At 57.6% G+C, this 25,466-nt stretch carries 22 protein-coding genes and 1 pseudogene; 16 read left to right on the forward strand and 7 right to left on the reverse strand.

Features of this window, described 5'->3' with window-relative positions; genetic code table 11:
- From BM074_RS14995 to BM074_RS15005, 3 genes are all read right to left on the reverse strand, one after another.
- Positions 1-183 (reverse strand): porin (locus tag BM074_RS14995; RefSeq protein ID WP_175499037.1); only part of this gene is annotated, 183 nt, incomplete at its 3' end.
- Between the two features lie 150 nt (positions 184-333).
- Positions 334-2,028: an aspartate-alanine antiporter gene (aspT, locus tag BM074_RS15000; protein WP_091923047.1), complete on the reverse strand. Its 1,695-nt coding sequence runs from the start codon at positions 2,026-2,028 to the stop codon at positions 334-336.
- Between the two features lie 95 nt (positions 2,029-2,123).
- On the reverse strand, positions 2,124-4,853 hold the full coding sequence (locus tag BM074_RS15005; RefSeq protein ID WP_091923049.1) for a decarboxylase: 2,730 nt from the start codon (positions 4,851-4,853) through the stop codon (positions 2,124-2,126).
- Positions 4,854-5,428: 575 nt separating this feature from the next.
- Between BM074_RS15005 and BM074_RS15010 the strand changes: the two are divergent.
- A pseudogene (locus BM074_RS15010) lies at positions 5,429-5,846 on the forward strand (transposase); the annotation flags it as partial.
- Between the two features lie 99 nt (positions 5,847-5,945).
- On the opposite strand, the gene BM074_RS15015 reads toward BM074_RS15010, so the two are convergent.
- Positions 5,946-6,413, reverse strand: coding sequence for an Lrp/AsnC family transcriptional regulator (locus tag BM074_RS15015; RefSeq protein WP_091923050.1), 468 nt, complete (start codon positions 6,411-6,413; stop codon positions 5,946-5,948).
- Between the two features lie 120 nt (positions 6,414-6,533).
- Here BM074_RS15015 and BM074_RS15020 point away from each other — a divergent pair, with 120 nt between their 5' ends.
- The 15 genes from BM074_RS15020 to BM074_RS15090 all read left to right on the forward strand — a co-directional run bounded on the left by BM074_RS15020 (position 6,534) and on the right by BM074_RS15090 (position 21,090).
- Positions 6,534-8,012 carry an NAD-dependent succinate-semialdehyde dehydrogenase gene (locus tag BM074_RS15020; RefSeq protein WP_091923052.1) on the forward strand — a complete coding sequence of 493 codons (1,479 nt, stop codon included), beginning with the start codon at positions 6,534-6,536 and terminating at the stop codon, positions 8,010-8,012.
- A 12-nt stretch (positions 8,013-8,024) separates the two neighbouring features.
- A complete protein-coding gene (locus BM074_RS15025; protein ID WP_091923053.1) occupies positions 8,025-9,428 on the forward strand; it encodes an aspartate aminotransferase family protein in 1,404 nt (467 codons plus the stop codon).
- Between the two features lie 173 nt (positions 9,429-9,601).
- A complete protein-coding gene (locus tag BM074_RS15030; protein ID WP_091923055.1) occupies positions 9,602-11,050 on the forward strand; it encodes a MocR-like ectoine utilization transcription factor EhuR in 1,449 nt (482 codons plus the stop codon).
- A gap of 67 nt (positions 11,051-11,117) precedes the next feature.
- A complete protein-coding gene (eutB, locus tag BM074_RS15035; RefSeq protein WP_091923056.1) occupies positions 11,118-12,137 on the forward strand; it encodes a hydroxyectoine utilization dehydratase EutB in 1,020 nt (339 codons plus the stop codon).
- Entirely contained in the window at positions 12,134-13,147 is a 1,014-nt protein-coding gene (gene eutC / locus BM074_RS15040; RefSeq protein ID WP_091923058.1) for an ectoine utilization protein EutC, read from the forward strand. The genes eutB and eutC overlap by 4 nt, the downstream gene beginning before the upstream one ends.
- Positions 13,144-14,322: an ectoine hydrolase DoeA gene (doeA, locus tag BM074_RS15045; RefSeq protein ID WP_091923060.1), complete on the forward strand. Its 1,179-nt coding sequence runs from the start codon at positions 13,144-13,146 to the stop codon at positions 14,320-14,322. The genes eutC and doeA overlap by 4 nt, the downstream gene beginning before the upstream one ends.
- Positions 14,323-14,326: 4 nt before the next feature.
- The gene (doeB, locus tag BM074_RS15050) at positions 14,327-15,340 is read left to right on the forward strand and encodes a N(2)-acetyl-L-2,4-diaminobutanoate deacetylase DoeB (RefSeq protein ID WP_027232341.1); all 1,014 of its coding nucleotides are present in this window, start codon (positions 14,327-14,329) and stop codon (positions 15,338-15,340) included.
- 64 nt (positions 15,341-15,404) lie between these two features.
- Positions 15,405-16,256 (forward strand): ectoine/hydroxyectoine ABC transporter substrate-binding protein EhuB, encoded by an 852-nt coding sequence (gene ehuB, locus BM074_RS15055; RefSeq protein ID WP_091923063.1) that lies wholly within the window; start codon positions 15,405-15,407, stop codon positions 16,254-16,256.
- 59 nt (positions 16,257-16,315) lie between these two features.
- Positions 16,316-16,981, forward strand: coding sequence for an ectoine/hydroxyectoine ABC transporter permease subunit EhuC (gene ehuC / locus BM074_RS15060; protein ID WP_027232343.1), 666 nt, complete (start codon positions 16,316-16,318; stop codon positions 16,979-16,981).
- Between the two features lie 13 nt (positions 16,982-16,994).
- The gene (gene ehuD, locus BM074_RS15065; protein WP_027232344.1) at positions 16,995-17,687 is read left to right on the forward strand and encodes an ectoine/hydroxyectoine ABC transporter permease subunit EhuD; all 693 of its coding nucleotides are present in this window, start codon (positions 16,995-16,997) and stop codon (positions 17,685-17,687) included.
- Complete coding sequence (gene ehuA / locus BM074_RS15070; protein WP_027232345.1) at positions 17,684-18,463, forward strand: ectoine/hydroxyectoine ABC transporter ATP-binding protein EhuA; 780 nt, start codon at positions 17,684-17,686, stop codon at positions 18,461-18,463. The genes ehuD and ehuA overlap by 4 nt, the downstream gene beginning before the upstream one ends.
- Before the next feature lie 605 nt (positions 18,464-19,068).
- Positions 19,069-19,413, forward strand: coding sequence for a GrlR family regulatory protein (locus BM074_RS15075; protein ID WP_091923065.1), 345 nt, complete (start codon positions 19,069-19,071; stop codon positions 19,411-19,413).
- 238 nt (positions 19,414-19,651) lie between these two features.
- Positions 19,652-19,840 (forward strand): hypothetical protein, encoded by a 189-nt coding sequence (locus BM074_RS23320; RefSeq protein WP_091923067.1) that lies wholly within the window; start codon positions 19,652-19,654, stop codon positions 19,838-19,840.
- Positions 19,841-20,241: 401 nt separating this feature from the next.
- Positions 20,242-20,769 (forward strand): DUF4142 domain-containing protein, encoded by a 528-nt coding sequence (locus BM074_RS15085; RefSeq protein WP_091923069.1) that lies wholly within the window; start codon positions 20,242-20,244, stop codon positions 20,767-20,769.
- Positions 20,770-20,910: 141 nt separating this feature from the next.
- Positions 20,911-21,090, forward strand: coding sequence for a DUF3606 domain-containing protein (locus BM074_RS15090; protein ID WP_091923071.1), 180 nt, complete (start codon positions 20,911-20,913; stop codon positions 21,088-21,090).
- A 926-nt stretch (positions 21,091-22,016) separates the two neighbouring features.
- Here BM074_RS15090 and alaE read toward each other — a convergent pair.
- From alaE to BM074_RS15110, 3 genes are all read right to left on the reverse strand, one after another.
- Positions 22,017-22,433: an L-alanine exporter AlaE gene (gene alaE, locus BM074_RS15100; protein WP_175499039.1), complete on the reverse strand. Its 417-nt coding sequence runs from the start codon at positions 22,431-22,433 to the stop codon at positions 22,017-22,019.
- Between the two features lie 411 nt (positions 22,434-22,844).
- Positions 22,845-23,267, reverse strand: coding sequence for an NAD(+)--rifampin ADP-ribosyltransferase (arr, locus tag BM074_RS15105; RefSeq protein ID WP_091923075.1), 423 nt, complete (start codon positions 23,265-23,267; stop codon positions 22,845-22,847).
- Positions 23,264-25,459, reverse strand: a complete 2,196-nt coding sequence (locus tag BM074_RS15110; RefSeq protein ID WP_091923077.1) for a xanthine dehydrogenase family protein molybdopterin-binding subunit — start codon at positions 25,457-25,459, stop codon at positions 23,264-23,266. Before BM074_RS15110 ends, arr begins: the two co-directional genes overlap by 4 nt.
- Positions 25,460-25,466 lie beyond the last annotated feature (7 nt).

Raw genomic sequence — 25,466 nt, forward strand, 5'->3', positions numbered from 1 at the left:
GTAACCGTTGACCTTGAGGCATGTTTCGGTTCCCGGGATATAGAAGAAGCCCGCTCCGTAGGCATCGCATACCCGGACATATTCAACAGGCTCGGGCTCCGCAACGACCACCGCATCCGCTGCATAGGCCGACGTCGTCACGAGTACTGCACCCGATATCAGAAAAAGCCTCCGAATAGCCATGCGATCCCCCATTCTCTGCCAACTAGTCAGCAAGATACGTTCGAGCACTTCGCGCAGATTCCACAATCATATCATCAGTCGGCCCATCCAAAGTGTCTCCGCTCAGCCACACCCGGTGGTCCATCGTACCAAAGGCGAGGTGGACATTCGTCATTCGCCAATCGTCATCAATGCGACGAGCACGGGCCCCCACGCAGTGAGAAGAATATTACCAATGGCATAGGGCACCGTATAACCGAGAGCAGGAATACTACTCCGAGATTCATCTTGAATCGCCCGGAGGGCGGCCGTGATAGTTCCTGCACCGGCACAGGCGCCAAGAACAATAAGGGGGTTCATCTTGAGCATATAGCGGCCAAAAAGTATCGCTATCGTATGCGGCAGCAACGCCGATACCAGCCCCACCATCACAAGACTCAAACCGGTTTGTTGGAGCCCAGAGAAGAAGCTGGGCCCGGCGTTGATGCCAACTACACCGATAAAAATGCACAGACCGACAGTGTCGAAGATCCAGATCGCCGGCTCCGGGATTCGGCCAAAAAATGGGTGTACAGACCGAAGCCAGCCAAAAACCAGCCCCATGATCAGCGCACCTCCGCTTGCAGTCAGAGTTAACGGGATACCGCCAACGGTTACCGACAAGAGGCCAACAAGGCCCCCAAGCACGATGCCTGTCCCAACAAAAACCATGTCCGTCGCCATAGTCGGGCGGTCTGGATAGCCTAATTCCTTTGCGGCCCTCTCAACCTCCGGCTTAGTGCCGATCAGACTGAGCACGTCTCCACCATCGATGGTCGTCTTTGCAGTAACGGGCATCTCCTGTCCGGCCCGTGTAAGCTTCCGCAGAAACACGCTCCGAGTGAATTCGAGTTGCGCCAGTTCTCCAAGCGTTTTTCCAACCGCAAGCCCACGCGTAACCACGACATCCAGCACTTCGACCGGTAGGTCGAGCAGAGGCTTGTCGTCTACTTCCGGGCCGACGATCTTCCCGCTGTTCACGTGTATTTCCTGTCGAGCAAGTACGGCCACGACATCACCCTCGCGGATGACCGAATTGGGAAGCGCCTCCACGATGCCTCCGTGGTGTCGGATTCTTGCGATGAACACGCGCGAACCTTGCGGCAAGGCTTCAAGTTCTGCCACCGTCTTGTTCACGAGTTTTGGATTGGTGACACGGTAAGCACGCAGATCGAACAGTCTTGCTCCGGAGGTCACGCCAAGTTCCAGTTGCGCGGAGCCTACCAATGCGGTGCCTTGCATACGCATCCCTTCGTCGCGCAGGTTAACTCCCATCAGTTTGGGTCCGATTGTAGGGAGAAACCATACAAGGCTGGCGGTTCCAATGAGGTATGTGACTGCGTAAGCCACTGGAATATTGTTCAGCAGGCTAACTCTCTCCGCTTCGGGAATAGCCAGGCGCTGAATAGCCTCCCCGGCCGTGCCAATCACCGTCGATTCTGAAAATGCTCCTGCAAGCAGTCCGGCGGCCGTTCCGACGTCGTACCCAAGCAGCGTCGCAAAACCGAATGCAGTGAGCAAGCATGCAACGCATAAGACCAAGGTAAGCGCCACCTGTGGAATTGCGTCCTGTTTGAGCCCGCGGAAAAACTGCGGTCCGACCTTGTAGCCGGTTGTAAACAGAAAAAGATCAAAGAAGATGACCTTCACAATCGGTGGAATCTTGATATCGAGCTGTCCAATCAACACCCCCGCCAAGAGCGTCCCCACCACGATTCCGAGGCTGAAACTTCCGAGCTTTACCCGTCCAATCAAAAAGCCAATGGCCAGCGCAAGGAAGATTGCCAGTTCAGGATTGTCGCGCAATGCTTGTACAAAAAAAGTCATCCCCTACTCCTGCCCATTGTCAAGCTCAAGGAGTCAACGACCAACCTCGGATCGAACCCGCCGTGGGCAAGCAGACGCGCCCACAGGCGCTTATCTTAGTGCCTCAGTTTGGTAGAGATGACCTCCGGCTTTAGCAGTTTGAGACCGCGCGCTTTCTCGTAGCCATGAATCTCCTTCACATCGAGTTTGCGCATGAACTCAATTGTCTCCTCTGTGATCACTTGACCCGGCACCATGATCGGGAAGCCGGGTGGATAGGGAATTACGAAGTTGGCGGACACCATTTCCGGCCCCTCGCGAAGGCGACGATTACATTCATCTCCATGCAAAGGAATGTATTCACAGCCCGTGGCATCATAAGCGCCGTAAAAAGCTGTGCGCATATCCCCCTCCGGTGTGGCACGCCCCGCGTCTTGTCGAAACGCTTCATGGAAATGACTGAAATTCGGTAGGTCAGGCACGTCCGTCATTAGCGACTTGACGCGAGCGGCCAGCGCGTTTCTTTCGCCATCGCCGCCCCGGGCAAGGCGTGTCTCGATCCCGTTAGAAATCTCCAGGAGCACGCGAACGAGCTGCGCCACATCGCTCCGTGTATTGTTGATATTGGATTGCAGCAGAACCGAATTGCGCGACGTTTTATTGAGCTGAATGTCGTAGACATTGGCCAGCAACGCCTTGAACTCGGTTCCATCGAAACCTGCCGTTCCACAGACAAGCGTCATACGCGTAGGATCGAGGCAGAATTCGTCGTCGTGCATGCTGCGCACCTGGCTGGCCCAGGTTGTGTCCGGCGCCAGAAAATCCACAAACCCACTCTCCCGGTACTGCGCGGGGATCATGCCGTCAGCACCAAGCATATGGAAGTATTTCGAGATTATCGGATGTGAATTGACCGCACGCCGGATAGCAAGCGAGATCTCGATGGCGTTGAGCACGAGGCCGTAGCCTTCCAATTCCATTTGCCGCCGCGCTACGTCGAGACTGCCGATCAGTTGCTGGTTGGGGCTTGTCGAAGCATGCGTAAAGATTGCTTCGTGAAACTGCGACTCAACTGTGTAGAAGTCGACGTCTTTCACGAGAACCATCGAGCCCTGGCGCAGCGCTGACATGGATTTGTGCGTCGAGTTGGTCTGGTAAACGCGAATACGAACCTTCCGCGGGTCCGGGAGCAACCGCGTCGTTAGCAGTTCGTCGACGGTGGGGTCAGACCCAAGTTCCTGCTGTTGTTTTTCGTAGGCCTCAACCGCGGCCAAACCGTGAATCCATGTTTCAATTGCGGCCGCTGCGCCCATTGCGGTGCGAGGACGCAATACCGGTGAGAACCGCGCGAAGCCGAACCACGCCTCATCCCAGAGGAATACGAGGTCCGGTTTAATGGCGAGGCACTCCTCCATGACCCGACGCGTGTTGTAGATGTGGCCGTCAAAGGTGCAATTCGTGAGGTCCACCATTTTGACACGGTCAAGCCTGCCTTCGGCCTTCAGATCCAGGAGTGCCTTTTTTATGCTCCTGAGGGGTACCGCGCCATACATCGAGTATTCTGTCATCGGGAATGCATCAACGTAGAGCGGTTGCCCGCCGGCAAGGACAAGCCCATAGTGATGGGACTTGTGGCAGTTTCGGTCGAGGATGACGATGTCGCCGGGCGCGACAATCGCCTGGTGGACCATCTTGTTCGACGTGCTTGTGCCGTTGGTTACGAAAAAGGCATGGTCCGCGCCAAAAGCCCGCGCGGCCATTTCCTGAGCGCGCTTGATATTGCCTGTCGGCTCCAACAGGCTATCAAGTCCGCCCGTTGTGGCACTGCTTTCCGCAAGGAAAAGGTTGATACCATAGAACTCCCCCATATCGCGGATCCAGTCAGACTTGAAAACTGACTTTCCTCGAGCGAGCGGAAGCGCATGGAATGTACTTATCGGGCGCCGCGCATATTTCTTGAGGTTGTCGAAGAACGGCGTCTCGAAACGGTCTTGAATCCCCTCAAGCACCGACAGGTGTAGTTCCAACGGTTCTTCGATCGCATAGAGAACGCGACGGATGGATGCCGACCGTGCATCGCCCGCCAAATTTTCTACCTGGCGGTCAGACAGAAGATAAATGTCGAGGTCTGGTCGCAGACGTTTCAACGAGTTTGCCAAGAGCAACGCCAGATCAGCGTCCTCCGCTCGCGCCCCATCCAGTCCGAGGCCGGACAGCACGCTGCGCAACACCGGCGCCGAATGTCGCGAAGCGTAGTTAAAGCCCTCGAAGATCGTAACCGCGGCAATATCCGGATTGATGATCGCAGCGCAGATCGCATCTTCGAAGCTGTCTACCGGGACAATTTCGTAAATAAACGCGTCCTCGGGACGTCGCAGCTTGCGCAACTGCGCGATTTGATCGGCAGCTTGCGTTGTGGCACCCGGCGCAACAATCAGCATTTCGAAGTAGGGGCGCTTTACGTCACCGTGTCTGAGCGTGGGCGGTAGGACATCAGCCGGCGTATCGACGACTTCCTCGGTCGTTCGCCACTCGGCAGGATCATACTTGAAGTCACGCGTGACAATCGCGGCCGAAACGCGTCGCACCAAATCAGTAAAGCCAACAGCATCGCCTCCCCGCAGCCTGTCGCTTAGCCTCGCCATGAGCGCAGAGCCTGGGAATGCGTGAAACCCTTCAATGGGGCCTAACTCTGCAAAGGCAGCTTCGGCCGCGTTCTGATCGGCTCGCCCGACCGACCATGCGCGCGCTGCGGCAACAACATCGCGCCACCGGTCTGCGCGTTCCGCGGGCATCGAGAAGAAGTGGTCTATCCGCTGCTCAAGCATCTTGGCCGGTTTCGGCATCGCGGTATCTCCCCTGCCTATGGTGACTAGTTCATTCGTCTGGGCGAGCGAGTGGGCTGACGTCAGGCAGAGGAGCGTCTCTTCAGCCGCTTCACTATGCCTCCGTCGAGCGGGCGCTTTGCCCGTTTCATGCAACTTGGAGTGTAGACCGATGTGAACGCGAATACGTGTAGCATCGTGTAATATACGGCGCCCACTTACAGACCAGGCCAGCAAAGCCGTACGTTTCCCGGGATCGTCAAGCCCGCTTTTCGGAGAGAGTTGAGACGGTATCGAAAGCGGACCGCGACGAGATAAGGCAGTGAGTGAAGTGCCCAGACAGTTAAGCAGCCCCAATAGCGCGCGAAGCCCGCTTCAACCAACTCGGGACCGAAGAGTGGATTTTGTAATATCATATGGCCTGGCGACAATAGCCTAGGTGCAAGTACGGGCGTGGACACCCACCGGAGGTTATTGTGAGAGGGGCTACGTCGCTTCGAAAAATAACACCGTAGGGGTGAGCCAGCGGCGTAGCCATCGAACCAGCGATGTCGTCTTGAAGTTTAAACAGGTTGTGCGGATTTGCAGACCGCTGCATACCCGAAAGGTCACTGAACGGTTCGACCCAGTCTAGGAATATGAGTCCTGATCCGCTGCAGACGATCCGTGCCATTGTAGACGAGGCGCTGGAAGTTCAATCGCCTGATTTCGAGGTCATGTATTCGGCGATTAGTCGCCCGTCGATTCCGCCGGACAAACTGCTGCGTGCCCTGTTGTTGCGGGCCTTTTACGATCTGCTCTGAGCGTCAGTTCATGGAGCAGGTGGACTACAATGTGTTGTTCCGATGGTTCGTCGGCTTGTCGATGGACACGCGGTTGGGACGTCACAGTATTCATCAAGAACCGTGAGCGCCTCTTGGCGGGCGACATCGCCGCCGCGTTCCTAGTCGCCTTTCTGAGCCAGCCACGGCTAAGGCTCTCTTGTCGGACGAGCACTTCTCGATGGACGGCACCTGATCGAAGCCTCGGTCTTCAACAATTTAGACTTTATGAGACTGAAATTCCCTTCGATCGAAGACTGCCGTATGCAATATGGAAATCTAGATATGATGGTCAATTTTCAATCGGAAAAGCAAAGCCAGCCTTCACTCGATCCATGACGACCATGGTCTTGAAGCCCTTGATATCGTGGTTCTCATAGAAGAACCGCCGCGTGAAAGCCTCGTAATCCTCCATATCCTTTGCCGTGATCACCAGGATGAAGTCTGCGTCGCCCGTCACATAGTAGCCGATCATGACTTCCTTGGTCTTACGGATCGCTGTCTTGAACCGGTCCACGATATCCGCCCGTTCGCGCTCCAGGGAGACAAGCACTATCATGGTGATGCCGCGCCCGACGGCCTTCGGCGACACGATCGCCACGTCCGCCTCGATCACGCCCTCTTCACGCAGCCGTTTCAGTCGTCGCTGACATGCGGTCGGCGACAGGTTGGCGATCTGCGCCAACTCTTCCGACGTCATGCGGTTGTTTTTCTGCACTGCATCAAGCAGTACCCTGTCAGCTCTATCAAGTTCACCCATGCAGAACTCCGGCGAAAGCAAATCGATAATCGCATATTTTCTGCATCAAAAAGGAAGTCAACGCAGAAATGCGATGCGAAGACGCGAGTACACTTCCTATGAAGACAATCCGGAGCAACTATGAACCGTACCGCCGCTGCTGCCTTGACCAATCTGTCACGACCTGATCTGATCGAACGTCGGGCCTTTCTGGATGGCACCTGGGCCGCGCGCGAGAGGACGCTGGACGTCGTCGATCCTGCGACGGGAGAACACCTCGTTGATGTTGCGGCTTGCTCGCTTGAAGATGCCGATGACGCCGTCGGTGCGGCGGGAAAGGCATTTCTCGACTGGAGGGACAGACCTCCCGTTGAACGGGGCCAGGTCCTTCGGGCCTGGGGCAAACTGATGCGTGACAACGCACGGGATCTTGCAGTCATCATGACGGCCGAACAGGGCAAGCCTTTGGCGGAGTCGCTTGCCGAGATCTCCTACGCTGCCAATTTCCTCGACTGGTTTGCCGCCGAGGGCGAGCGCGCCTATGGGGAAACAATTCCGAGCCATCTGCCCGCTAGCCGGCTTTCGGTCCACATGCAGCCGCTGGGGGTGACCGTCGCCATCACGCCCTGGAACTTTCCCTCGGCGATGATCACCCGCAAGGCGGGCGCAGCCTTGGCCGCCGGCTGCGCGATGATCGTCAAACCCGCTCCGGAAACTCCCCTCTCGGCGCTCGCCCTGGCGAAGCTGGCCGACGAGGCCGGCATGCCCGCCGGCGTATTCCAGGTTCTGACCGGCGAAGCCGAGCCGCTTGCACGCCGGCTTCTGGAACATACGCAGGTGCGCGCTTTTTCCTTCACCGGTTCGACAGAAGTCGGGCGCATCCTGCTGGCGCAATCGGCTGCTACCGTCAAGAAAGCCTCCTTGGAGCTCGGCGGGCACGCCCCCTTCATCCTGTTCGACGATGTCGACCTCGCTCAGGCCGTCGAAGGCTGTATCGCTGCCAAATTCGCAACCTCGGGCCAGGATTGCCTCGCCGCCAACCGGATTTACGTTCAATGCGGGATCTATGATCGTTTCGTCGAGGCCTTCGCCGAAGCGACCTCTAAACTCCATGTCGGGCACGGTCTTGAAGACGGGACCGATATCGGCCCGATGACGCGGAGGTCGGTGGCGGAAAAATGCCGCCAGCAGATCGCGCAGGCGCTTTCTGCCGGCGCGCGCCTTGTCTGCGGCGCGCAGGAGAGCCCGCTTGGCGCCAATTTCGTCACACCGACCGTGCTGGCCGATGTGACCGACGACATGACGATTGCTCGCGAGGAAACTTTCGGACCGGTCGCCGCGATACTACCGTTCGACGACGAGCGGGACGTAGTCGCGCGCGCCAATGCCACCGAAATGGGGCTGGCGGCCTATGTCTACACGAACGATCTCGGCCGCGCGATGCGCCTTAGCGACCGGCTCGAATACGGCATGGTGGCGGTCAACACCGCAAAATTCACCGGCGCGCCCATCCCCTTCGGTGGCTGGAAGCAATCCGGACTCGGTCGCGAAGGCTCGCGCCACGGCCTCTCCGAATATCTCGAATCAAAATATGTTTGCTTCGGCAACCTCTCTGCCTGAAAGGAACCTGTCATGGCCATAGACGTCACTCGGATTGCAGAGATGGACCGCAATTCGGTCCTGCATCCCTTCACGAAACTCAATGACTTCGCCAGCGGCAAGATGGGCGATCCGACGATCGTCGAGACCGGCAAGGGCATCCGCATAGAGGACGCGCTTGGCAATCAGCTGATCGACGGCTTTGCCGGCCTCTATTGTGTTAATGTCGGCTATGGCCGCACCGAGGTCGCCGAGGCAATTTCGCGCCAGGCCTATCGTCTCGCCTACTACCATTCCTACGCCGCGCACACGACGGATGAGTTGGCAATCCTTTCCGATCGCCTCGTGAAGATGGTGCCGGGCAAGATGAGCAAGGTCTTCTATGGCATGTCCGGTTCCGATGCCAATGAGACCCAGGCAAAGCTCGTCTGGTACTACAGCAACCTTCGCGGCAAGCCGAACAAGAAGAAGATCATTTCCCGCGAACGCGGCTATCACGGCTGCAGCGTCGTCTCGGGATCCATGACCGGCATGAGCTTCTACCATGACCACATGGATTTGCCGCGTGCGGGCATCCTCCATACTGGCGCTCCGCATCATTATTGGGGAGCGGAGGCCGGCGAGACGGAGCTCGAGTTTTCCAAGCGCCGTGCCGAAGAACTCGAGGCCCTGATCCTGCGAGAAGACCCTGAGACCATCGGGGCCTTCATCGCCGAGCCCGTGCTCGGGACCGGGGGCATCACGCCGCCGCCGCAGGGATATTGGGAAGAAGTGCAAAAAATCCTCAGTAAATACGACATCCTGCTGATCGCCGATGAAGTCATTACCGGCTTCGGGCGAACCGGTTCCATGTTCGGCTCGCAGCACTACGGCATCGAACCGGACCTGATCACAGTCGCCAAGGGCCTTACTTCAGCCTATTTCCCGCTCTCGGCCGCCATCGTCGGCGAGAAGGTGTACAAGGTCATGGAGGAAGGAGCAGATCGCGTCGGAACCTTCTCCCACGGATACACCTATTCCGGCCATCCGATCGGTGCAGCGGCAGCAAATGCCGTTCTCGACATCGTCGAGAAGGAAGACCTGCCGGGCAATGCGCGGGCGGTCGGCACCTACTTCCAGGAGCAGTTGAAGGCGAGGTTCGCCCAGCTTGCCATCGTCGGCGAAGTGCGCGGAGTGGGCTTGATGGGTGCGATCGAATTCGTCGCGGATCGCGATAAGAAGACGCGTTTCGCGCCGGCTCTCGCTGTCGGCGCACGCGTCTCCAAGGCGGCTCGCAATCGTGGCCTGATTGCCCGCGCCATGCCGCATGGCGACATCCTGGGTTTTGCGCCGCCGCTCGTCACCACAAAAGCCGAAGTCGACGAAATCGTCGCCATTGCAGAATCTGCCGTCCGATCCGTCATGGATGAGCTGGCACAAGCTGGCGAAAAAATCTGATCCCGGCATGTGCCGGGCTGGATTCGCTCTCCCGGCACATATTCGGAGCCCAAAGCCCGACAATTGCGCTTATCTCCAAGCCAATTGCCGCCGTGTCGTGCAAAACGCTTCATCTTTATGGATGAAGCGTGCATAATGTCATGAAATTATAGCTCTAAAAACGAGACAATTTCATGCGCCGCCAAGCCAATCCGCTTGCCACCGACCCGAGCCCTGCGACCAGGCCGGTGGTGTGGCGACCAAGCCTCGCCAAACAGAAGGGCGAGACTAAGCACGCGGCACTAACCGAACGCATCATCGCCGATATCGATGGCGGCCTTCTCAAGCCGATGGACCGGATGCCCACACATCGCGACCTGGCGCGCGATCTCGGGCTTTCCGTGCAGACCGTCAGCCTTTCCTACAAGGAGGCGGAACGGCTCGGCTATCTGAGCGGCGAGATCGGCCGCGGCACCTTCGTGAAGGCGCGCGTGACTGATCGCGCCGGTCGAATGATGCTGGATCATAGCTCCAACGAAGTCCTCGACCTGTCCATCATTCGCGGTGTCTATCTCGATGAGCATGAAACCGCATCGCGAGAAATCTTTCGCGAGATGGCTGAAGGGAATGTCGCCGACTTCATGCGTCCCTGCCGCCCGATCGCAGGTCTTGACCGTCATCGCGAGACCGCACGGATCTGGCTGCGCACGCTGGGCGTCTCCGCCAATGCCGGACGCATCCTCGTGACGAACGGTGCGGCCCACGGCATATTTCTCGCGCTTACCTGCATCATTCGTTCCGGCGATGTGGTTCTTTGCGAAAATCTCACCGATCACGGCATTATCGGCCTCTCCAATATACTCGGCTTCAGCCTGAAGGGCCTGCCCACCGACGAAGAAGGTATCCTGCCCGACGCTCTTGAAGCCGCGTGCGCATCAGGTGGCGTTCGAGCGCTCGTCTGGATTCCGACACTCAACAATCCCACGGGTCATGTCGCAGGCGCCGCCCGACGACATGAAATCGCCACGATCGCAAAGCGTCACGGTATCTTTGTCATAGAGGATGAGGTCTATCGGCCGATGATCGACGAGGACTTGCCCTCGATCGCCGAAATGCTGCCCGATCTCGGCTTCTTCGTCACGAGTTTCACCAAGACCGTGCTGACCGGGTTGCGTGTTGGCTATCTTGTCGTGCCCCCCGCCTATTCCATTCGTGCGGCCTCCATCTTGCGCGTATCGAGCTGGAGCGGCACCTATCTGACCGCCGAAATCGCCACACGTTGGATCGAAAACGGTACGGTCCAGCGGCTGATCGGTATCCAGCGCGGCGAAATCCGAACCCGCCAGGGAATCACGACAGACATTCTGGGTGATCACATCGCTTCCAGCCATCCGCTGTCGCCTTGCGCCTGGCTGAAAGTGCCGAAGCACTGGGCGGAAGACGGACTGGTGCGTTCGCTTGCCAACCAGAATGTCGCCGTAACGCCATCCGAGCCCTTCGTCGCCGGCCCCGGCCATGGCGGCGGCATCCGCATTTGCCTCGGCGGCCGCATGAGCCATTCGAGCCTCTCCAAGGCGCTAACGACGGTGCGCCAGGCGTTCGAGCAATTGCCGCCCGTCTACGATATAGGTTCGATCGGCTGAGGCTATCCTCCACAATCATTGAATCATGACAATATAATAATTGACATGATTTTACTTCGCTCCCAACATGACAATCATGACGAGCGCCAACCTGCCCAGAACTCCCGACCAAGCGATGCTGCCGGTTACGCCGACGGATATCGAGCAGGCTGCGGCGCGCATTGCCGGTCGGTTGGAGCCTACGCCCCTAGCGCGCTCCGGCACACTGTCTGAACGCACCCACCAGTCTGTCTATCTCAAGCTCGAAACGCGCCAGCCGATCGGGGCCTTCAAGCTGCGTGGCGCAATGAACGCCATCCTGTCGCTCGATGATGCCGAGCGGAAACGTGGCCTTGTCACCGCCTCAACGGGCAATCACGGCCGTGCCGTAGCCTATGCCGCTCGGGAACTCGGCTTGTCGGCCACTATCTGCATGTCGTCGCGAGTTCCTGCGAACAAGATCGAGGCTATCCGCGCACTCGGTGCCAAGATCCGTATCGTCGGCGTCTCGCAGGACGATGCGCAGGAGGAAGTCGAGCGCCTGGTTCGAAGCCTTGGCCTCGTTTCAATCCCGCCATTCGACCATGTCGATGTAGTGGCGGGTCAAGGGACGATCGGCCTGGAAATCGTCAAGGACCTGCCCGACCTCGCAACCGTGCTCGTTCCTCTATCCGGCGGCGGCCTGGTCGGCGGCATAGCTGTAGCCGTCAAAGCCGCGAAACCACAGGTACAGGTTATCGCTATCTCCATGGAGCGCGGCGCGGCCATGTATGCGGCAATCGCAGCCGGCAAACCGGTCGGGATCCGCGAAGAAGAGACGCTGGCGGATTCCCTCGGCGGCGGCATCGGCCTCACAAACACCATCACCTTCCCGCTCTGCCGCGACCTGCTCGATGACATCGTGCTGCTGACGGAAGCCGAGATCGCCGCTGGCGTTCGCCACATGGCACGAGAGGAATACGAAGTCGTGGAGGGTGCCGGAGCGGTCGGCGTCGCTGCGATCCTCGCCGGGAAGATCAAACTTTCGGGACCCACCGTCATCATCGTATCGGGTGGCAATATCGATCCGGACACCCATCGGCAAATCGTCGAGGGGACCGCAGCATGAGCCGGATGAGCATCCTCACGGAAAGAGATCTTCGCGCGGCTGTCAGGCTCGACATTTCTGCGGTCGACTGTATCGAGCAGGCCTTTGCCGCGCTCGCCACCAAGGCAATCGCGATGCCGCCGATCCTGCGTCTGGACATTCCGGAATTCCGTGGCGAGGTAGACGTCAAGACGGCCTATGTGCCCGGTTTCGACAGCTTTGCGATCAAGATCAGCCCCGGCTTCTTCGACAATCCCAGGCTTGGCCTGCCGAGCCTCAATGGTCTGATGATCCTCTTCAGTGTGAGAACCGGACTGGTCGAAGCCCTTCTTCTCGACAATGGCTATCTGACGGACATTCGAACGGCTGCGGCCGGAGCGGTCGCCGCACGGCATCTATCGCGCGAGGACGCTGCCGTCGCCACGATCTTCGGAGCGGGCATGCAGGCGCAACTGCAACTTCAGGCGCTGATGCTGGTGCGGCAAATCAGGTCCGCACGCATCTGGGCGCGCGATCACGCGAAAGCGCTAACGCTCGCGGCCGAATTTTCCCACGCCCACGGCATCGACGTCGTCGCCATTGCCGATCCGCATGAAGCCGTACGAGGCGCGGACATCGTCGTCACCACGACGCCGGCGGAAAAGCCGATCCTGATGGCCGACTGGCTGGAGCCCGGGCAGCATCTGACCGCGATGGGATCGGACGCCGAACATAAGAACGAGATCGATCCGGCCGTCTTCTCCTGCGCCACCTATATCGCCGACCGCATCACGCAGACGCGCATTCTCGGCGAATTGCATCATGCGATCATCGCAGGCGCGGCACAGCCCGACCAGCCCTTTTCCGAACTCGGCGCCGTCATAGCCGGCAAGGCACAAGGCAGGACCGGTGCGAATGACATCACCCTCGCCGACCTTACTGGCACCGGTGTGCAGGACACCGCCATTGCCAATCTGGCCGTCACCCGCGCGAAAGATGCTGGAAGCGGTCAGGTCATCGAAAACCATATCAACACGGGAGATGCAGTGTGAGCGTGACACTGAGCTTTACGCGCGAGGAATATGCCGAGCGCCTGTCCAAAACCCGTCATGCCGCAGAAAAGGCCGGAATCGATCTTCTGATCGTCACGGACCCGTCCAACATGCACTGGCTTACCGGATATGACGGCTGGTCCTTCTACGTGCATCAATGCGTGCTGGTCCCGCCGATGGGCGAGCCGATCTGGTACGGCCGCAAGCAGGATGCCAATGGCGCGAAGCGCACCGCCTATCTGAACCACGCCAATATCATCGGTTACCCCGATCACTACGTGCAGTCGACCGAGCGTCATCCGATGGATCTCCTGTCGCAGATCATCGACGAGCGCAAATGGTCGGGTCTCACCGTCGGCGTCGAGATGGACAACTATTATTTCTCGGCTGCGGCCTTCGCATCGCTGCAAAAGCATTTGCCGAATGCCCGCTTCAAGGATGCTGCGGGCCTCGTCAACTGGCAGCGCGCCGTCAAGAGCCCGACCGAAATCAACTACATGCGCAAGGCGGGCAAGATCGTCGAGCTCATGCACAAGCGCATTGTCGATGTCGTAGAGCCCGGCATGCGCAAATGCGATCTCGTCGCCGAAATCTACGATGCCGGCATTCGCGGCACATCCGAATTCGGAGGCGACTACCCGGCAATCGTACCGCTTCTGCCCTCCGGGGCCGACGCTTCGGCCCCCCACCTGACCTGGGACGACAAGCCGATGCAGTCGGGCGAAGGCACGTTCTTCGAGATCGCCGGCGCGTACAAACGCTATCATTGCCCGTTGTCGCGAACCGTATTCCTGGGAAAGCCTACACAGGCCTTTCTCGACGCGGAGAAGGCGACGCTCGAAGGCATGGAGGCAGGCCTTTCCGCCGCAAGACCGGGCAATACCTGCGAGGACATCGCTAACGCTTTCTTTGCCGTCCTGAAGAAATACGGGATCATCAAGGACAACCGCACAGGCTATCCGATCGGTCTGTCCTATCCGCCGGATTGGGGCGAGCGCACGATGAGCTTGCGCCCGGGCGACCGTACGGAACTGAAGCCCGGCATGACCTTCCATTTCATGACAGGCCTCTGGCTGGAAGACATGGGACTGGAAATCACCGAGAGCATCGCGATCACGGAAACAGGTGTCGAATGCCTGTCGAACGTGCCGCGCCAGCTCTACGTGAAGGGCTGAGACCGTGCTGATGAGCGTGTCCCGCCCTTCGCCCATTGCTCCGACCGTCGATTTCGACGCCAAGGGGGTGCAGCACGGTCATCTGCGGCTGCCCTACAGCCGCGATGACAGCGCCTGGGGTTCGGTAATGATTCCGATCTGCGTGATTGCCAACGAGGAAGGCCCGACTGCGCTGCTAACCGGTGCCAATCATGGCGACGAATATGAAGGACCGGCTGCCTTGCTGGAACTGGCACAGACACTCGATCCGTCGCAGGTGAGCGGGCGCGTGATCATCGTCCCGGCGCTCAACTATCCGGCTTTCCGCGCCGGTACGCGCACCTCGCCGATCGATCGCGGCAACCTCAACCGGAGCTTTCCGGGCCGTCCGGACGGCACGGTGACGGAGAAGATCGCCGACTACGTGACGCGCCATCTCATTCCGCTGGCCGATATCGTGCTCGACTTCCATTCGGGTGGAAAGACGCTCGACTTTCTGCCCTATGCTGCGGCTCACGAGCTGCCGGACAAGGACCAGGAAGCCCGCTGCTTCGAAGCGGTTGCCGCCTTCTCGGCGCCCTTCTCGATGAAGATGCTGGAGATCGACGCGGTTGGAATGCTGGATACGACGGTCGAGGAAATGGGCAAGACTTTCGTCACGACCGAGCTTGGCGGGGCCGGCACGGCAACCGCCCGCTCCATAGAGATCGCACGCAAGGGCAGCCTTAACCTCCTGCGCCACGCCGGCATCCTGAAAGGCGAGCCGGATGTCCGTCCGACCCGCTGGCTGGATATGCGGTCGGACGATTGCTTCACTTTCGCGCAGGACGACGGATTGATCGCGTTTGTCCGTGATCTCGGTGATCCGGTCAGATCCGGCGAGACCGTTGCCCGCGTCTACCCGCTGGGCCGGACCGGCATCGCCCCTGTCGAATACAGCGCCGTCATGGATGGCGTTCTTGCAGCACGCCATGTGCCCGGCCTCATCAAGGTCGGCGATTGCCTTTCCGTCATCGCGACGATCACGGAGAACATCTGACCGGAACAATCGATGCGAGATCCGAAAACGGACCGCCGAAACTTTAACCAGAGGAGAATGACGAATGACTATGACGAAAATCGCGGCGCTTGGCGCCATTGCACTGTCCATCAGCGTCACGACCGCCAGCGCCCTCACCGTCGAGGAAGCCAAGTCGCAGGGCTACATTCGCGCTGCAACGGCGAACGAAGTGCCCTATTCCTACATGCAGCCGGACGGAACATCGGCCGGAATCGGTCCCGACGTCGCCAATGCGGTCCTCAAGTCCATGGGCATCGAGGAGGTCAACTGGACCGTAACGCCCTTCGGAACACTCATTCCCGGTCTTAAGGCCCGTCGCTTCGACTTTGCAGCCGCAGAGCAGAACATATCGCCAGAGCGCTGCAAGCAGGTCGCCTTCACCGAGCCGAACTCGTCGTACGGCGAAGGACTGCTGGTCAAGAAGGGCAATCCCAAGGGCCTGACCACCTATGCGGATATCGCAAAGGATCCGTCACTGAAGGTCGCCGTCGTTTCGGGTGCAAACAATGTCGACTTCCTGCGCGCCGTCGGCGTCAAGGACGAGCAGATCGTCTTCATTCCGGCCAACGCGGATGCGATTCCGACGGTGCAAAGCCGGACCGATGCCTATGCGGCGACCGAGCTGACAGTTTCGGAGCTCGCCAAAGGCCAGGCCAATGTCGAGCAGGTCACTCCCTTCAAGGATCCGGTCGTCAAGGGAGCACCGGTTCGCAATTACGGCGGCTTTGCCTTCCGCCCGGAAGACAAGGAACTGCGTGACGCCTTCAACACTGCCCTGGTCGCCTTCCGCGAGACAGACGATTATAAGAAAATCCTCGGCAAATACGGCCTTTCGGAACAAAGCATCGCCGCAACCGCGCAAAAGAACGTCGCCGACCTTTGCGCCGGGAAGTAACGGCAGAAGGCGCTCGGTCGAGAGTCGGGCGCCATCCGCAATAACCGGGAGACTTCCAGATGGACTGGACAGCCTACCTGCCGATGCTGTGGCAAGGTGCCGTCGTTACTATGACAATTACGCTGGCCGCCATTGCCATCGGCGTCCTGCTTGCTTTTGTCTTCGGCATTCTGCGTGTCGAAGGTGGGCCGATCCTGTCGGCGATAGCGCTCTGCTATACGGAGGTGTTTCGCGGCACTTCCCTGTTCGTCCAACTGTTCTGGTTCTATTATGCGCTGCCGCTGGTCGGCCTGAGCTTCGATCCCATCACCACAGGCATTCTGGTCCTGGCTGCCCATGCCGGCGGCTACGGCGCGGAAATCGTACGCGGCGCGCTTTCGGCCGTTTCCACGCAGCAGCTTGAGGCCGCTCGTGCACTGAATTTCGGTCGCTTTCAGACGCTGTTTCGCATCTCCCTGCCCCAAGCGGTTGTCGAGATGATGCCGGCTTTTGGCAATCTCGCCATCGAAACGCTTAAGCTTTCGTCGCTGTTGTCGCTGATATCGATCGCCGATCTCACCTTCGCGGCCCAGTCGATCCGCAACATCACGCTGGATAGCGCCAGTATCTATTCGATCACGCTCGTCTGCTACTTCGGCATGTCGCTCTTGCTGATGGTCGCTATCCGCATCATCGAGCATTTCGTGCGGCGCGGCGACGTCTTCCCCCGCGCCCGCCATTCGTGAGGATCTTACCATTATGATGTACGGCTACGAATGGGACACAACGAACTGGATCACTTATACAACCTCGATCCTGCCCATCATCCTTATCGGTTTGACAGTCACGTTACAGGCGGCGGCGGCGGGCTTTGCAATTGCGCTGGTGCTTGGCCTGGTGTTTGCGCTGTTGCGCCGCAGCCGCATCAAGGTGATCTCCTGGACGACCGCTTTCATCGTCGAGTTCCTGCGGGACACGCCGCTGCTGGTGCAGCTGTTCTTCCTTTATTACGTTCTGCCTGATTTCGGCGTCGTTCTGCCCGCCTTCCTCACCGGCGCGCTGGCGCTCGGCCTGCAATACGCTGCTTATACCTCTGAGGTTTATCGAGGCGGCATAGAGGCGGTGCACCGTGGCCAATGGGAAGCGGCAACCGCCCTCAATCTGACGCGGATGCAGACCTATCGCGATGTGATCATTCCTCAGGCGATACCGCGAATCGTGCCTGCCATGGGCAATTATCTCGTTGCCATGATCAAGGAAACGCCCGTCCTTTCCGTGGTTACAGTTCTAGAAATGATGGGGCTCGCCAACATGATCGGCGAACGCACTTTTGAATATCTCGTGCCCCTGACGCTTGTCGGCCTGATCTTCCTTGTCCTGACGTTGATCTGCTCGGCTGGCCTCCACCGCCTGCAGAAAGCCCTTCCAAAAGCGGGAATACCCTTGCGATGACCAATAATAATGATCAGCCCATCATCGAATTTTCCGACGTCACCAAGCGCTTCGGTATTCTGACTGTGCTCGACAATTTCAATTTCAGCGTCGCGAAGGGAGAAAAAGTGACACTGATCGGCCCGTCCGGCTCCGGCAAGTCGACCGTTCTGCGCGTGCTGATGACGCTCGAGCCGTTCCAGGAAGGCAGGCTGACACTTGCCGGCACGCCTTACCACGAGCCGGGCGGCAAAGGCCGGTTCCAGGCCTCGGAAAAACACCTGCGCCAGATCCGCAATCACGTCGGCATGGTCTTCCAGAGCTTCAATCTTTTTCCTCATATGACCGTCCTGCGCAACATTGTCGAAGCGCCGGTTCGAGTCTTGGGGATGGCGCGGGCGGAAGCGGAAGCGCGTGCAATTGAACTGCTACAGATGGTGGGGCTTGCGGAGAAGAAAGACCACTATCCGGTGCAGCTTTCCGGCGGGCAGCAACAGCGCGTGGCTATTGCCCGTGCGCTTGCGATGCGCCCGCAGGTTCTACTTTTCGATGAACCGACGTCAGCGCTTGACCCGCAATTGGTTGGGGAAGTCCTCTCCGTCATTCGCAGCCTGGCGCACGAGCACGACTTGACCATGCTGCTCGTCACACATGAAATGCGCTTCGCGCGGGAAGTATCCGACCGCGTCTGTTTTTTCGACAAGGGAAGCATCTGCGAACAGGGAACGCCGGAGGAGATATTCGGCGCGCCGAAAGAGGCGCGCACGCGTGAGTTTCTGTCTTCGGTTCTGGGATAATCCCAGTTGTAGCCTTTTGGAGAAACCTACGGTCTGAAGGGAATCGAACCGACGACCCCGTGATTAACTAGCTTCTATTGGCACTAAATTTTTAGTCCAAGCAACTACTTGCTATCCGGATGGCGCCGTTGAAACCAACAGATGACTCGATGTGGTAATGCCATTTCCAACGGCGGCCACAGCAGACTGGCACTAATCCCCTTGCTGCAATCCATTCATCTCAAATGCTTCAGTATAAATGAGCGATTTGGGGCGAATCCTGCTATATCGGCAGCTTCAAACGACCGTTTTCCCTAATTTTCATGATAATACGTTAAGCGCAATCCGTGACGCATCATTTCATAAGGACTGCCTCCCGTGATAGCCGATTTGTCGGGTAATTAGATTTTACGATTATCGGCGCGCCAGGGGGGTTTGCGGGTACCCGGCTTCTTTGCAATAGAACTGTCAGGCTTTGGCAGTGCAACTGTACGCCGGTCGCTGCAACGTATGCTGCTCATCGCAATCGTTACCAATCTTCCGCAGATCCATCTAGAAAGTTTCCCAGTACTTACCTTCACCGGTGGTAAGATCGTTTTTACAATTTGAACGTTGGAGGAACGCTAATGCCTAACAACTTTCGCGAGGGAATCTATCGTGCCGAGTTTGATACACACTCAATGCAGGGAATTGGCTTGGTGGTTCTTAGAGACGGTCGCGTGTACGGTGGAGACACTTTGATTTATTACGTTGGGACCTACTCGCTTTCTGGAAATTTCATTACTGCCCAAGTTAAGGCCCGCCCATTTAAAGGAATGACCTCTGAAACCATTGCATCCGTATTTGGAGGCGATGAAAACGGGCTTGAACTGGTGGGCGAGATTAGGGGCGATCACATTTCTCTGAGCGGCAAATCTCAGAATTCTCTCGGCAACGACATAGAGATTAAGCTAAACTTTTTGCACGAGTGAAGTTACCGGCATAGCCGTAAGTATCTGCTTGGCCGCTTTCTCCATTGGCAGCCCATCAACGCTGGCACAAACAATAACTATTACTGCCGAGATGGTTTCAGGCCGCTGGCTATTCTATGCCTTTGCGGCAGTGGGGCTTGTTGTCACATCGTGGCTAGTCCTCATTTTTGGCACCGGGAGGTCACGGAACGAACTTGGAGCCTGTTCGTTGAGCGTGGAGAGAAACGGAGGACGTGCAATGGGTATCGAGCAAGCACCTACGGAAAAAGGGAGGAAGGCTGCGCGAGGTTTGAGGAAGAGCGCGGCAGAAGATCAAAAGAAGGTGGAAGCCCAGAAAGGTTCTGACCTAGCCAAGGGCGCGGACCGTTTTGAGGAACGTTCTAAAAGCTCCGACGGGACTAGCGCGGGTACAAAACAGCGGCTCTAAGCTGACGTGACTTGGACGACTCTCCAATAATACGATTACCATCGCGCATTGGACTGAACCGCCGATATGCAAACGACAGTCGAAAAGTCACGTGTACTCATCCATACCTGAACACTATTTTGGACAGTCTTTGGCCGGCAAGTCAATTGTTGCTGGGCATGGTGTGAATCCCGCCACCTGAATAGCACTGATTTTTAAGTCTCGCTTCGATGGTACACACCCTGCCGGTAAGGATCGGTCGCTAACCTGGTAAATCGACCGCATCCGATCAGGAACAAGCCGAGCACGAATAACGTCGACAGCGACGAGCATTGTCCAATGAAGCGCGCTGGCATCGGCTTGCGTGCTTGGAACAGTGTTCTCTACCCCGCGTTGTTCGCTCAGTGCAAAGGAGAACCCAGATGAACAAGCTTTTAGTGACTGTTGCCTTGTTAATGATGTCAACGTCGACGTTTGCCCAGACGGCGGCTGAAAAGACCGGCGTCAACTCTCTGATCGGCGCGGCCCCCACAACGGAAGATTTCGTTATGGAAGCTGCCACCAGTGACATGTTTGAAATCGAGTCGAGCAAGCTCGCCGCGGAACGGGCTGACGATCCGACCAAGGTTTTCGCGAAGCAGATGATCGCGGACCATCAGAAGACGTCGGCGGAGCTGAAGCAATTGGTTGACGGCGGGAAGGTCAAGGCCTCAATCCCTACGGCAATGACATCAGCGCAGAAAAGCACGCTTGATAAGCTCAACGGTCTGCAAAGTGAGGATTTCACCAAGCAGTATCACTCCGATCAGGTTTCGGCGCACAAAGACGCAGTTGACTTATTCAAGCGCTACGGCGAAGGCGGCGATAATCCCGACCTTAAGGCGTGGGCCGCTACGACAGAGCCGGCCTTGGAACATCATCTGATTATGGCCCAGGATCTCGATAAGTAAGCAACAACTGGAACCCAGGAAAGCGCTGCTCGCCATGAGCGGCGCAATCGGGTTAGTGGCCGATCCCCACTTAAGGCGACAGGGAACCTAAATCCTTTGCGGCTGTTGAGAAACAACAGCAACAGCCGGGGAGAAACCCAAATGTCAGATGACAAATTCAAGCAGGACAATCGAGACCGCGCCACAGTATCGGCAAGCGAGGACTACGAGGTGAACTACCTCATGACGAAGCATGACCTCAGCAGGGACCGGGCGCTTGAGCTCATCAAGAAGCACGGCGGCAGTCGGAAGAAGATCGAGAGCGAACTTAGAGGCCGCTGACCCATGGTCGCCTATGATTTGTTGTGGACGACGCTTCCAGTTTTGATCGCCGCCCTTCTCTCCTCCATTCCCGAGATCGGCCCACCCAAAAGTGGGCATCGTCATCTTGCCACTGAAGGACACTAGAATGGAGTACCTTTGGTTTGCGGTGGTGTTTGGCCCGATCGTCCTCGGCGCATCTTCGATACGCACGGGTTAAGAGCAAGGAAACAGCTCAGCTTCCAGAAACCAAAGCGGACAATAAGCGCGTGCCTCAATATCTCCAATGTGTAACGCCGACATCCGGCAACAACTAGCTAGGCAATCTACGCACTTACCAGGACTGATCCTTCTTGAGCACCGAGTTCTCGAAGGCTCTGTTCCTGGGGGGCACCAGCTACTCGCCCTCGAATTGCGGCGGTTCCTTTTTTACTGATCTAGCATCAGTTTGAATAGTGGTCTGGTCCTGTGTTTGGTCCTTCGAAACACTTGCCGTTGTGATCTCTTTGTCAAGGGAGGCGGTATGTCCGACACACTCGGCCGAAGCGGCCGACACGGTGAGCCCGCAAGCGGCGGCAAATACGAGGATTGTTCTCATCGTTCAACTCCTTGGTCTTGTGGTGCACAGGCAGAGTATCCGCTAATCGAAAGTTCATAAAATCACAGTTTATTGTTGGTATGCATTCAAGATCGCGTCGGCTCGACGCCGTGGCCGTTTCCCCCACGTCAATAAGAGTTGTTATTGCGCATGCAGTGCCGCAGCGTTTTTTGATGAGGTCAGGCGGAATGCCCGCCAGCCCATTGTTCGGCGACCGCCTTCGGCTAACGCAGGCGTCGCGTGCATCCTTTTTGTGTCCTTGATCTTCTTTGACACTTGATAAGTACCCTTGTTGGAACTCACTCCGAGAAATGTCGAGCAATGACAACTGCTCCGGCAACTCTGTGCCTCAGGCATTCTTGTAAACGCCGAACAGTTTCCGGCTCCACTCAAGAAAGAGTCCATAGGGGCGACCCGAGGCCGTCAAAACGATAATGGCTGACCCTACAGCGGTGACAATTTGCATGATAGTCGCCCCGGCGAGTGCCAGGATTGCGCAGTAGATTGGAACTTGAAACGTAACGAATGCGCTGACGTCGACCGCCGTCTTTTTAGCTCGGTTGCCTGTCGGCGCATCAAACAGGGCGAACAGCCAATCGCGATAAATCCCGTAAGGTCGGGCAGTGACAACAATAACGGGGATGGCAGCGAGCCGCGCCTGAAATACCTGTGATGGGGTCAGTCCAACGATGAAGAACTCGACCGTTATCCCGGCTACGGTTGAGAACACAATAAGGGCAAACGTATCTGCAAAGAATTGTCTCATTTTAGCTGTCCATATCATCCAACTCCTGTCCCAATAGGACTGGGCCGAGCGATTCGATAAAACGCTCAACTAGTGAGCACGCTACAACCAATTCATTGTTGCCGCGAATTCTTGAGACGTTTGATTTTACCATTACTGACACATAATGTGCCGGTGGACAGGGATAGTTACTACCGATGACCCGGCGCGCTACTACGACGTTGAGTTGAATGACGACACATTGCGGAAGCGGAAGGTCAGCTCTTCAGCGCGGATCTTAGAATGCAGGCCTTGGATCGGGTGTGAGAAAAATCGCAGGAAAATCTCGAAGTAGCGGCGTGCCGGATTTGGCTGTCCAGTTCGGGGTGGAGAGCTGATCATCTCGTTTTAGCTATCCGATCGTTTGATGAGCACACGATGCGTTCCCTCGGATCAGTTGATGATTTCGCCTCGTTCGTCTGAGCGCAGTGTGGTCAGTCGTTCTTTCCATTCCTGTAGTGCTTCGGGCGTCAATCTGGTCCAATGCGTGATTTCGTCGATGACCTTGAGCGGTGCGCTGCTGCGATACGACCGTGTGGGGTTGCCGGGAAATTTCTTGTCGGTCACGTTCGGGTCGTTCTCGAATGTCCCGGTCGGTTCTACGACGTAAACACGCGGGACTGCGCCGCCATTGCTGAGTTCAGCTGCGATCTCCGCGGCAAGTCCGGCACCGTCCACAATGGCAGTGAAGTAGATATGGTTCATCACCACTTCAGGTCGATAGTTCGACCGGTATCCTGCGGTGAGCAAATCACCAACGCGCAAATCCGCAATTGTGCCGTGAAAGAAGGGACCCTCATCCAGCGCTTCGGTCATCGTGATCCGGCGCGTGCCAGACGATCGATGGTAATCGGAAGGTGTCGCATCCTTTCTCCTGTCGCATGGAAGATTGCGTTCGCGATGGCAGGTGCCACGGCGACGACCCCGATTTCGCCGACGCCCTTCACGCCCAGTGGGCTAACCTCGGCATCCGTCTCGTCGACGAACACGACGTCTATGTCATAAACGTCGGCATTGGTAGGGATGTGATAGTCTGCGAAACCGTGTGCCATGCAGCGTCCGAGGTTGTGATCGTAGGCGGCGTCCTCGTGCAACGCCTTCCCAATCCCCATGACAGTTGCGCCGATGATCTGGCTGCGGGCAGTGTTGGGATTAAGAATGCGTCCGGCGGCTACGGCACATACGATCCGGGTGACACGCACCACTGATAGCTCCTCGTCGACCCGGACCTCGGCGAACACTGCCGCATGGGTGGCACTGGAGAACTTTTTGCCAAACGGGAAGCTGAACATCGTGGCGGTTGCGCTCAGTTTGCGGCCGCGCTGCAGTTTCAACAAATCGATGAGAGCGGATGCAGAAAGTAGCTCGGCACCCTGCCCGCGCCCCAGAACGCCTGTATGCTTCGCCCGCGACCTGATCGTCGACTTGAGCTTGCGACAAGCGGACTGGACGGCAGCGCCAGACGTTGCTGCCGTCCATGAGCCGCCCTGAATTGGATTAAAGGGGAAGGCTGAATCTCCAAGCCGTATCACAACGCGGTCCATCGTCGTTTCAAGCGTGTCCGCTGCGATTTGACTTAGGATCGTGTAGGTACCGGTGCCGATGTCGGTGATGGATGATGTCACCTCGAACTTCCCGTCGCTCCTGACCATAACTTTTGCCCGCGCGGGCGCGGGTGACATTGCGGCCTCCCAGGCTCCTGTAGCCATGCCCCAACCGATCAGTTCTTTGTCCTCGCGCATCGACCGCGGTGCGCGACTGCGCTTGTGCCAGCCAAAGCGCTCGCTTCCCAGAGCATAGCATTCGCGTAGTGCCTTGCTGCTAAATGGTCGATTTTCGCTCTGGTCCCGTTCCGTGTAGTTTGTGAGGCGCAGAGCCAGAGGATCCATATCGAGGACGTAAGCCAGTTCGTCCATCGCGGATTCCAGCGCAAACATTCCGGTCGCCGCACCAGGAGCGCGCATGTCACAAGGCGAAACAGTGTCGAGTTTTGCAAGTTCGTAGGTGAGCTTGATGTTGTTGCACCGGTAAAGGCTTGCAGAGAATAGCAGCATCGGATCCTGGGCATCCTCAAATTGCGAGGTGGCGGCCACGGCTCGATGCCTGATCGCCTGCAAACGGCCTTGCTCGTCGGCCGCAAGGGATACGGTTTGGACGGCGTTGGCGCGGTACCCGAGCGCAAACATGTGGTCGCGCGGCAAAACCAGTCGGACAGAGCGTTTGAGCGCCTTCGCCGCCATCACCGCCAGAAAGACCGATTGCTGTGGTCGTAGACCAAGACCAAACGCACCGCCGACATAGGTGCTAACAACCCGCACTTTGCGTCCGATCAAGCGAAACGCGACCTTGAGGAAGAGCTCTACGCTCTTTGGGCTTTGCGTCTTGTCGTAAACAGTGACGATCTTGCCCCACTTCACCGTCGTTGCAAACAATTCCATGGGATGATGGTTTTCCGGAGAGGTGGTGTAGGTCGATTCGATTTTCAGAGGAGCAACTGCGAACGCCAGATCGGCGTCTCCTGTCGGATGAGGGACAGGGGCGACACCGATCCGGCGTTTCCGCGGTTTGAACGCCGTTGATGCAGCGAGGTCGGTGGTATGCTGCTCGGCTTTGTATGTCACCTTTACCAAAGCGGCCGCATCACGCGCAGCTTCGTAATTTTCAGCGATCACCAGCGCGACGGGTTGACCGCTGAAATACACGCGGTCATCGTATAACGGCACGAATGGCTTTCCTGGCGGACCCGCTGCATCCTTATAAAAAAATGAGACTGGCCAGAACCATGGGCGATTTTTGTGGGACAGAACCTCGACCACGCCCGGAAAACGTCTTGCTGCAGCAAGATCGATCGACAGTATTCGACCTTTCGCGATCGACGCCGTCACGACGTACGCATGCAGGAGATCGGGAATATTGTATTCGGCAGCATATTTGGCCTCGCCCCGAACCTTCTGTGGTCCGTCAACTCGGAGAATGCTCTTGCCCGTGACCGTCTGCTCTTGATCCATCTATCCC

This window comes from Phyllobacterium sp. CL33Tsu (assembly GCF_900113985.1).
Taxonomy (GTDB): domain Bacteria; phylum Pseudomonadota; class Alphaproteobacteria; order Rhizobiales; family Rhizobiaceae; genus Phyllobacterium; species Phyllobacterium pellucidum.

What these genes read in the sequence shown, in the direction of transcription:
- eutC (WP_091923058.1), top strand. Translation starts at nt 12,134, where the DNA reads ATGAGCCGGATGAGCATCCTCACGGAAAGAGATCTTCGCGCGGCTGTC.
- BM074_RS15005 (WP_091923049.1), bottom strand. Translation starts at nt 4,853, where the DNA reads ATGCCGAAACCGGCCAAGATGCTTGAGCAGCGGATAGACCACTTCTTC.
- BM074_RS15030 (WP_091923055.1), top strand. Translation starts at nt 9,602, where the DNA reads ATGCGCCGCCAAGCCAATCCGCTTGCCACCGACCCGAGCCCTGCGACC.
- ehuA (WP_027232345.1), top strand. Translation starts at nt 17,684, where the DNA reads ATGACCAATAATAATGATCAGCCCATCATCGAATTTTCCGACGTCACC.
- BM074_RS23320 (WP_091923067.1), top strand. Translation starts at nt 19,652, where the DNA reads ATGGGTATCGAGCAAGCACCTACGGAAAAAGGGAGGAAGGCTGCGCGA.
- BM074_RS15025 (WP_091923053.1), top strand. Translation starts at nt 8,025, where the DNA reads ATGGCCATAGACGTCACTCGGATTGCAGAGATGGACCGCAATTCGGTC.
- alaE (WP_175499039.1), bottom strand. Translation starts at nt 22,433, where the DNA reads ATGAGACAATTCTTTGCAGATACGTTTGCCCTTATTGTGTTCTCAACC.
- BM074_RS15020 (WP_091923052.1), top strand. Translation starts at nt 6,534, where the DNA reads ATGAACCGTACCGCCGCTGCTGCCTTGACCAATCTGTCACGACCTGAT.
- ehuB (WP_091923063.1), top strand. Translation starts at nt 15,405, where the DNA reads ATGACTATGACGAAAATCGCGGCGCTTGGCGCCATTGCACTGTCCATC.
- ehuC (WP_027232343.1), top strand. Translation starts at nt 16,316, where the DNA reads ATGGACTGGACAGCCTACCTGCCGATGCTGTGGCAAGGTGCCGTCGTT.
- arr (WP_091923075.1), bottom strand. Translation starts at nt 23,267, where the DNA reads ATGACCGAAGCGCTGGATGAGGGTCCCTTCTTTCACGGCACAATTGCG.
- BM074_RS15090 (WP_091923071.1), top strand. Translation starts at nt 20,911, where the DNA reads ATGTCAGATGACAAATTCAAGCAGGACAATCGAGACCGCGCCACAGTA.
- BM074_RS15015 (WP_091923050.1), bottom strand. Translation starts at nt 6,413, where the DNA reads ATGGGTGAACTTGATAGAGCTGACAGGGTACTGCTTGATGCAGTGCAG.
- ehuD (WP_027232344.1), top strand. Translation starts at nt 16,995, where the DNA reads ATGATGTACGGCTACGAATGGGACACAACGAACTGGATCACTTATACA.
- aspT (WP_091923047.1), bottom strand. Translation starts at nt 2,028, where the DNA reads ATGACTTTTTTTGTACAAGCATTGCGCGACAATCCTGAACTGGCAATC.
- BM074_RS15075 (WP_091923065.1), top strand. Translation starts at nt 19,069, where the DNA reads ATGCCTAACAACTTTCGCGAGGGAATCTATCGTGCCGAGTTTGATACA.
- BM074_RS15085 (WP_091923069.1), top strand. Translation starts at nt 20,242, where the DNA reads ATGAACAAGCTTTTAGTGACTGTTGCCTTGTTAATGATGTCAACGTCG.
- BM074_RS15110 (WP_091923077.1), bottom strand. Translation starts at nt 25,459, where the DNA reads ATGGATCAAGAGCAGACGGTCACGGGCAAGAGCATTCTCCGAGTTGAC.
- eutB (WP_091923056.1), top strand. Translation starts at nt 11,118, where the DNA reads ATGACAATCATGACGAGCGCCAACCTGCCCAGAACTCCCGACCAAGCG.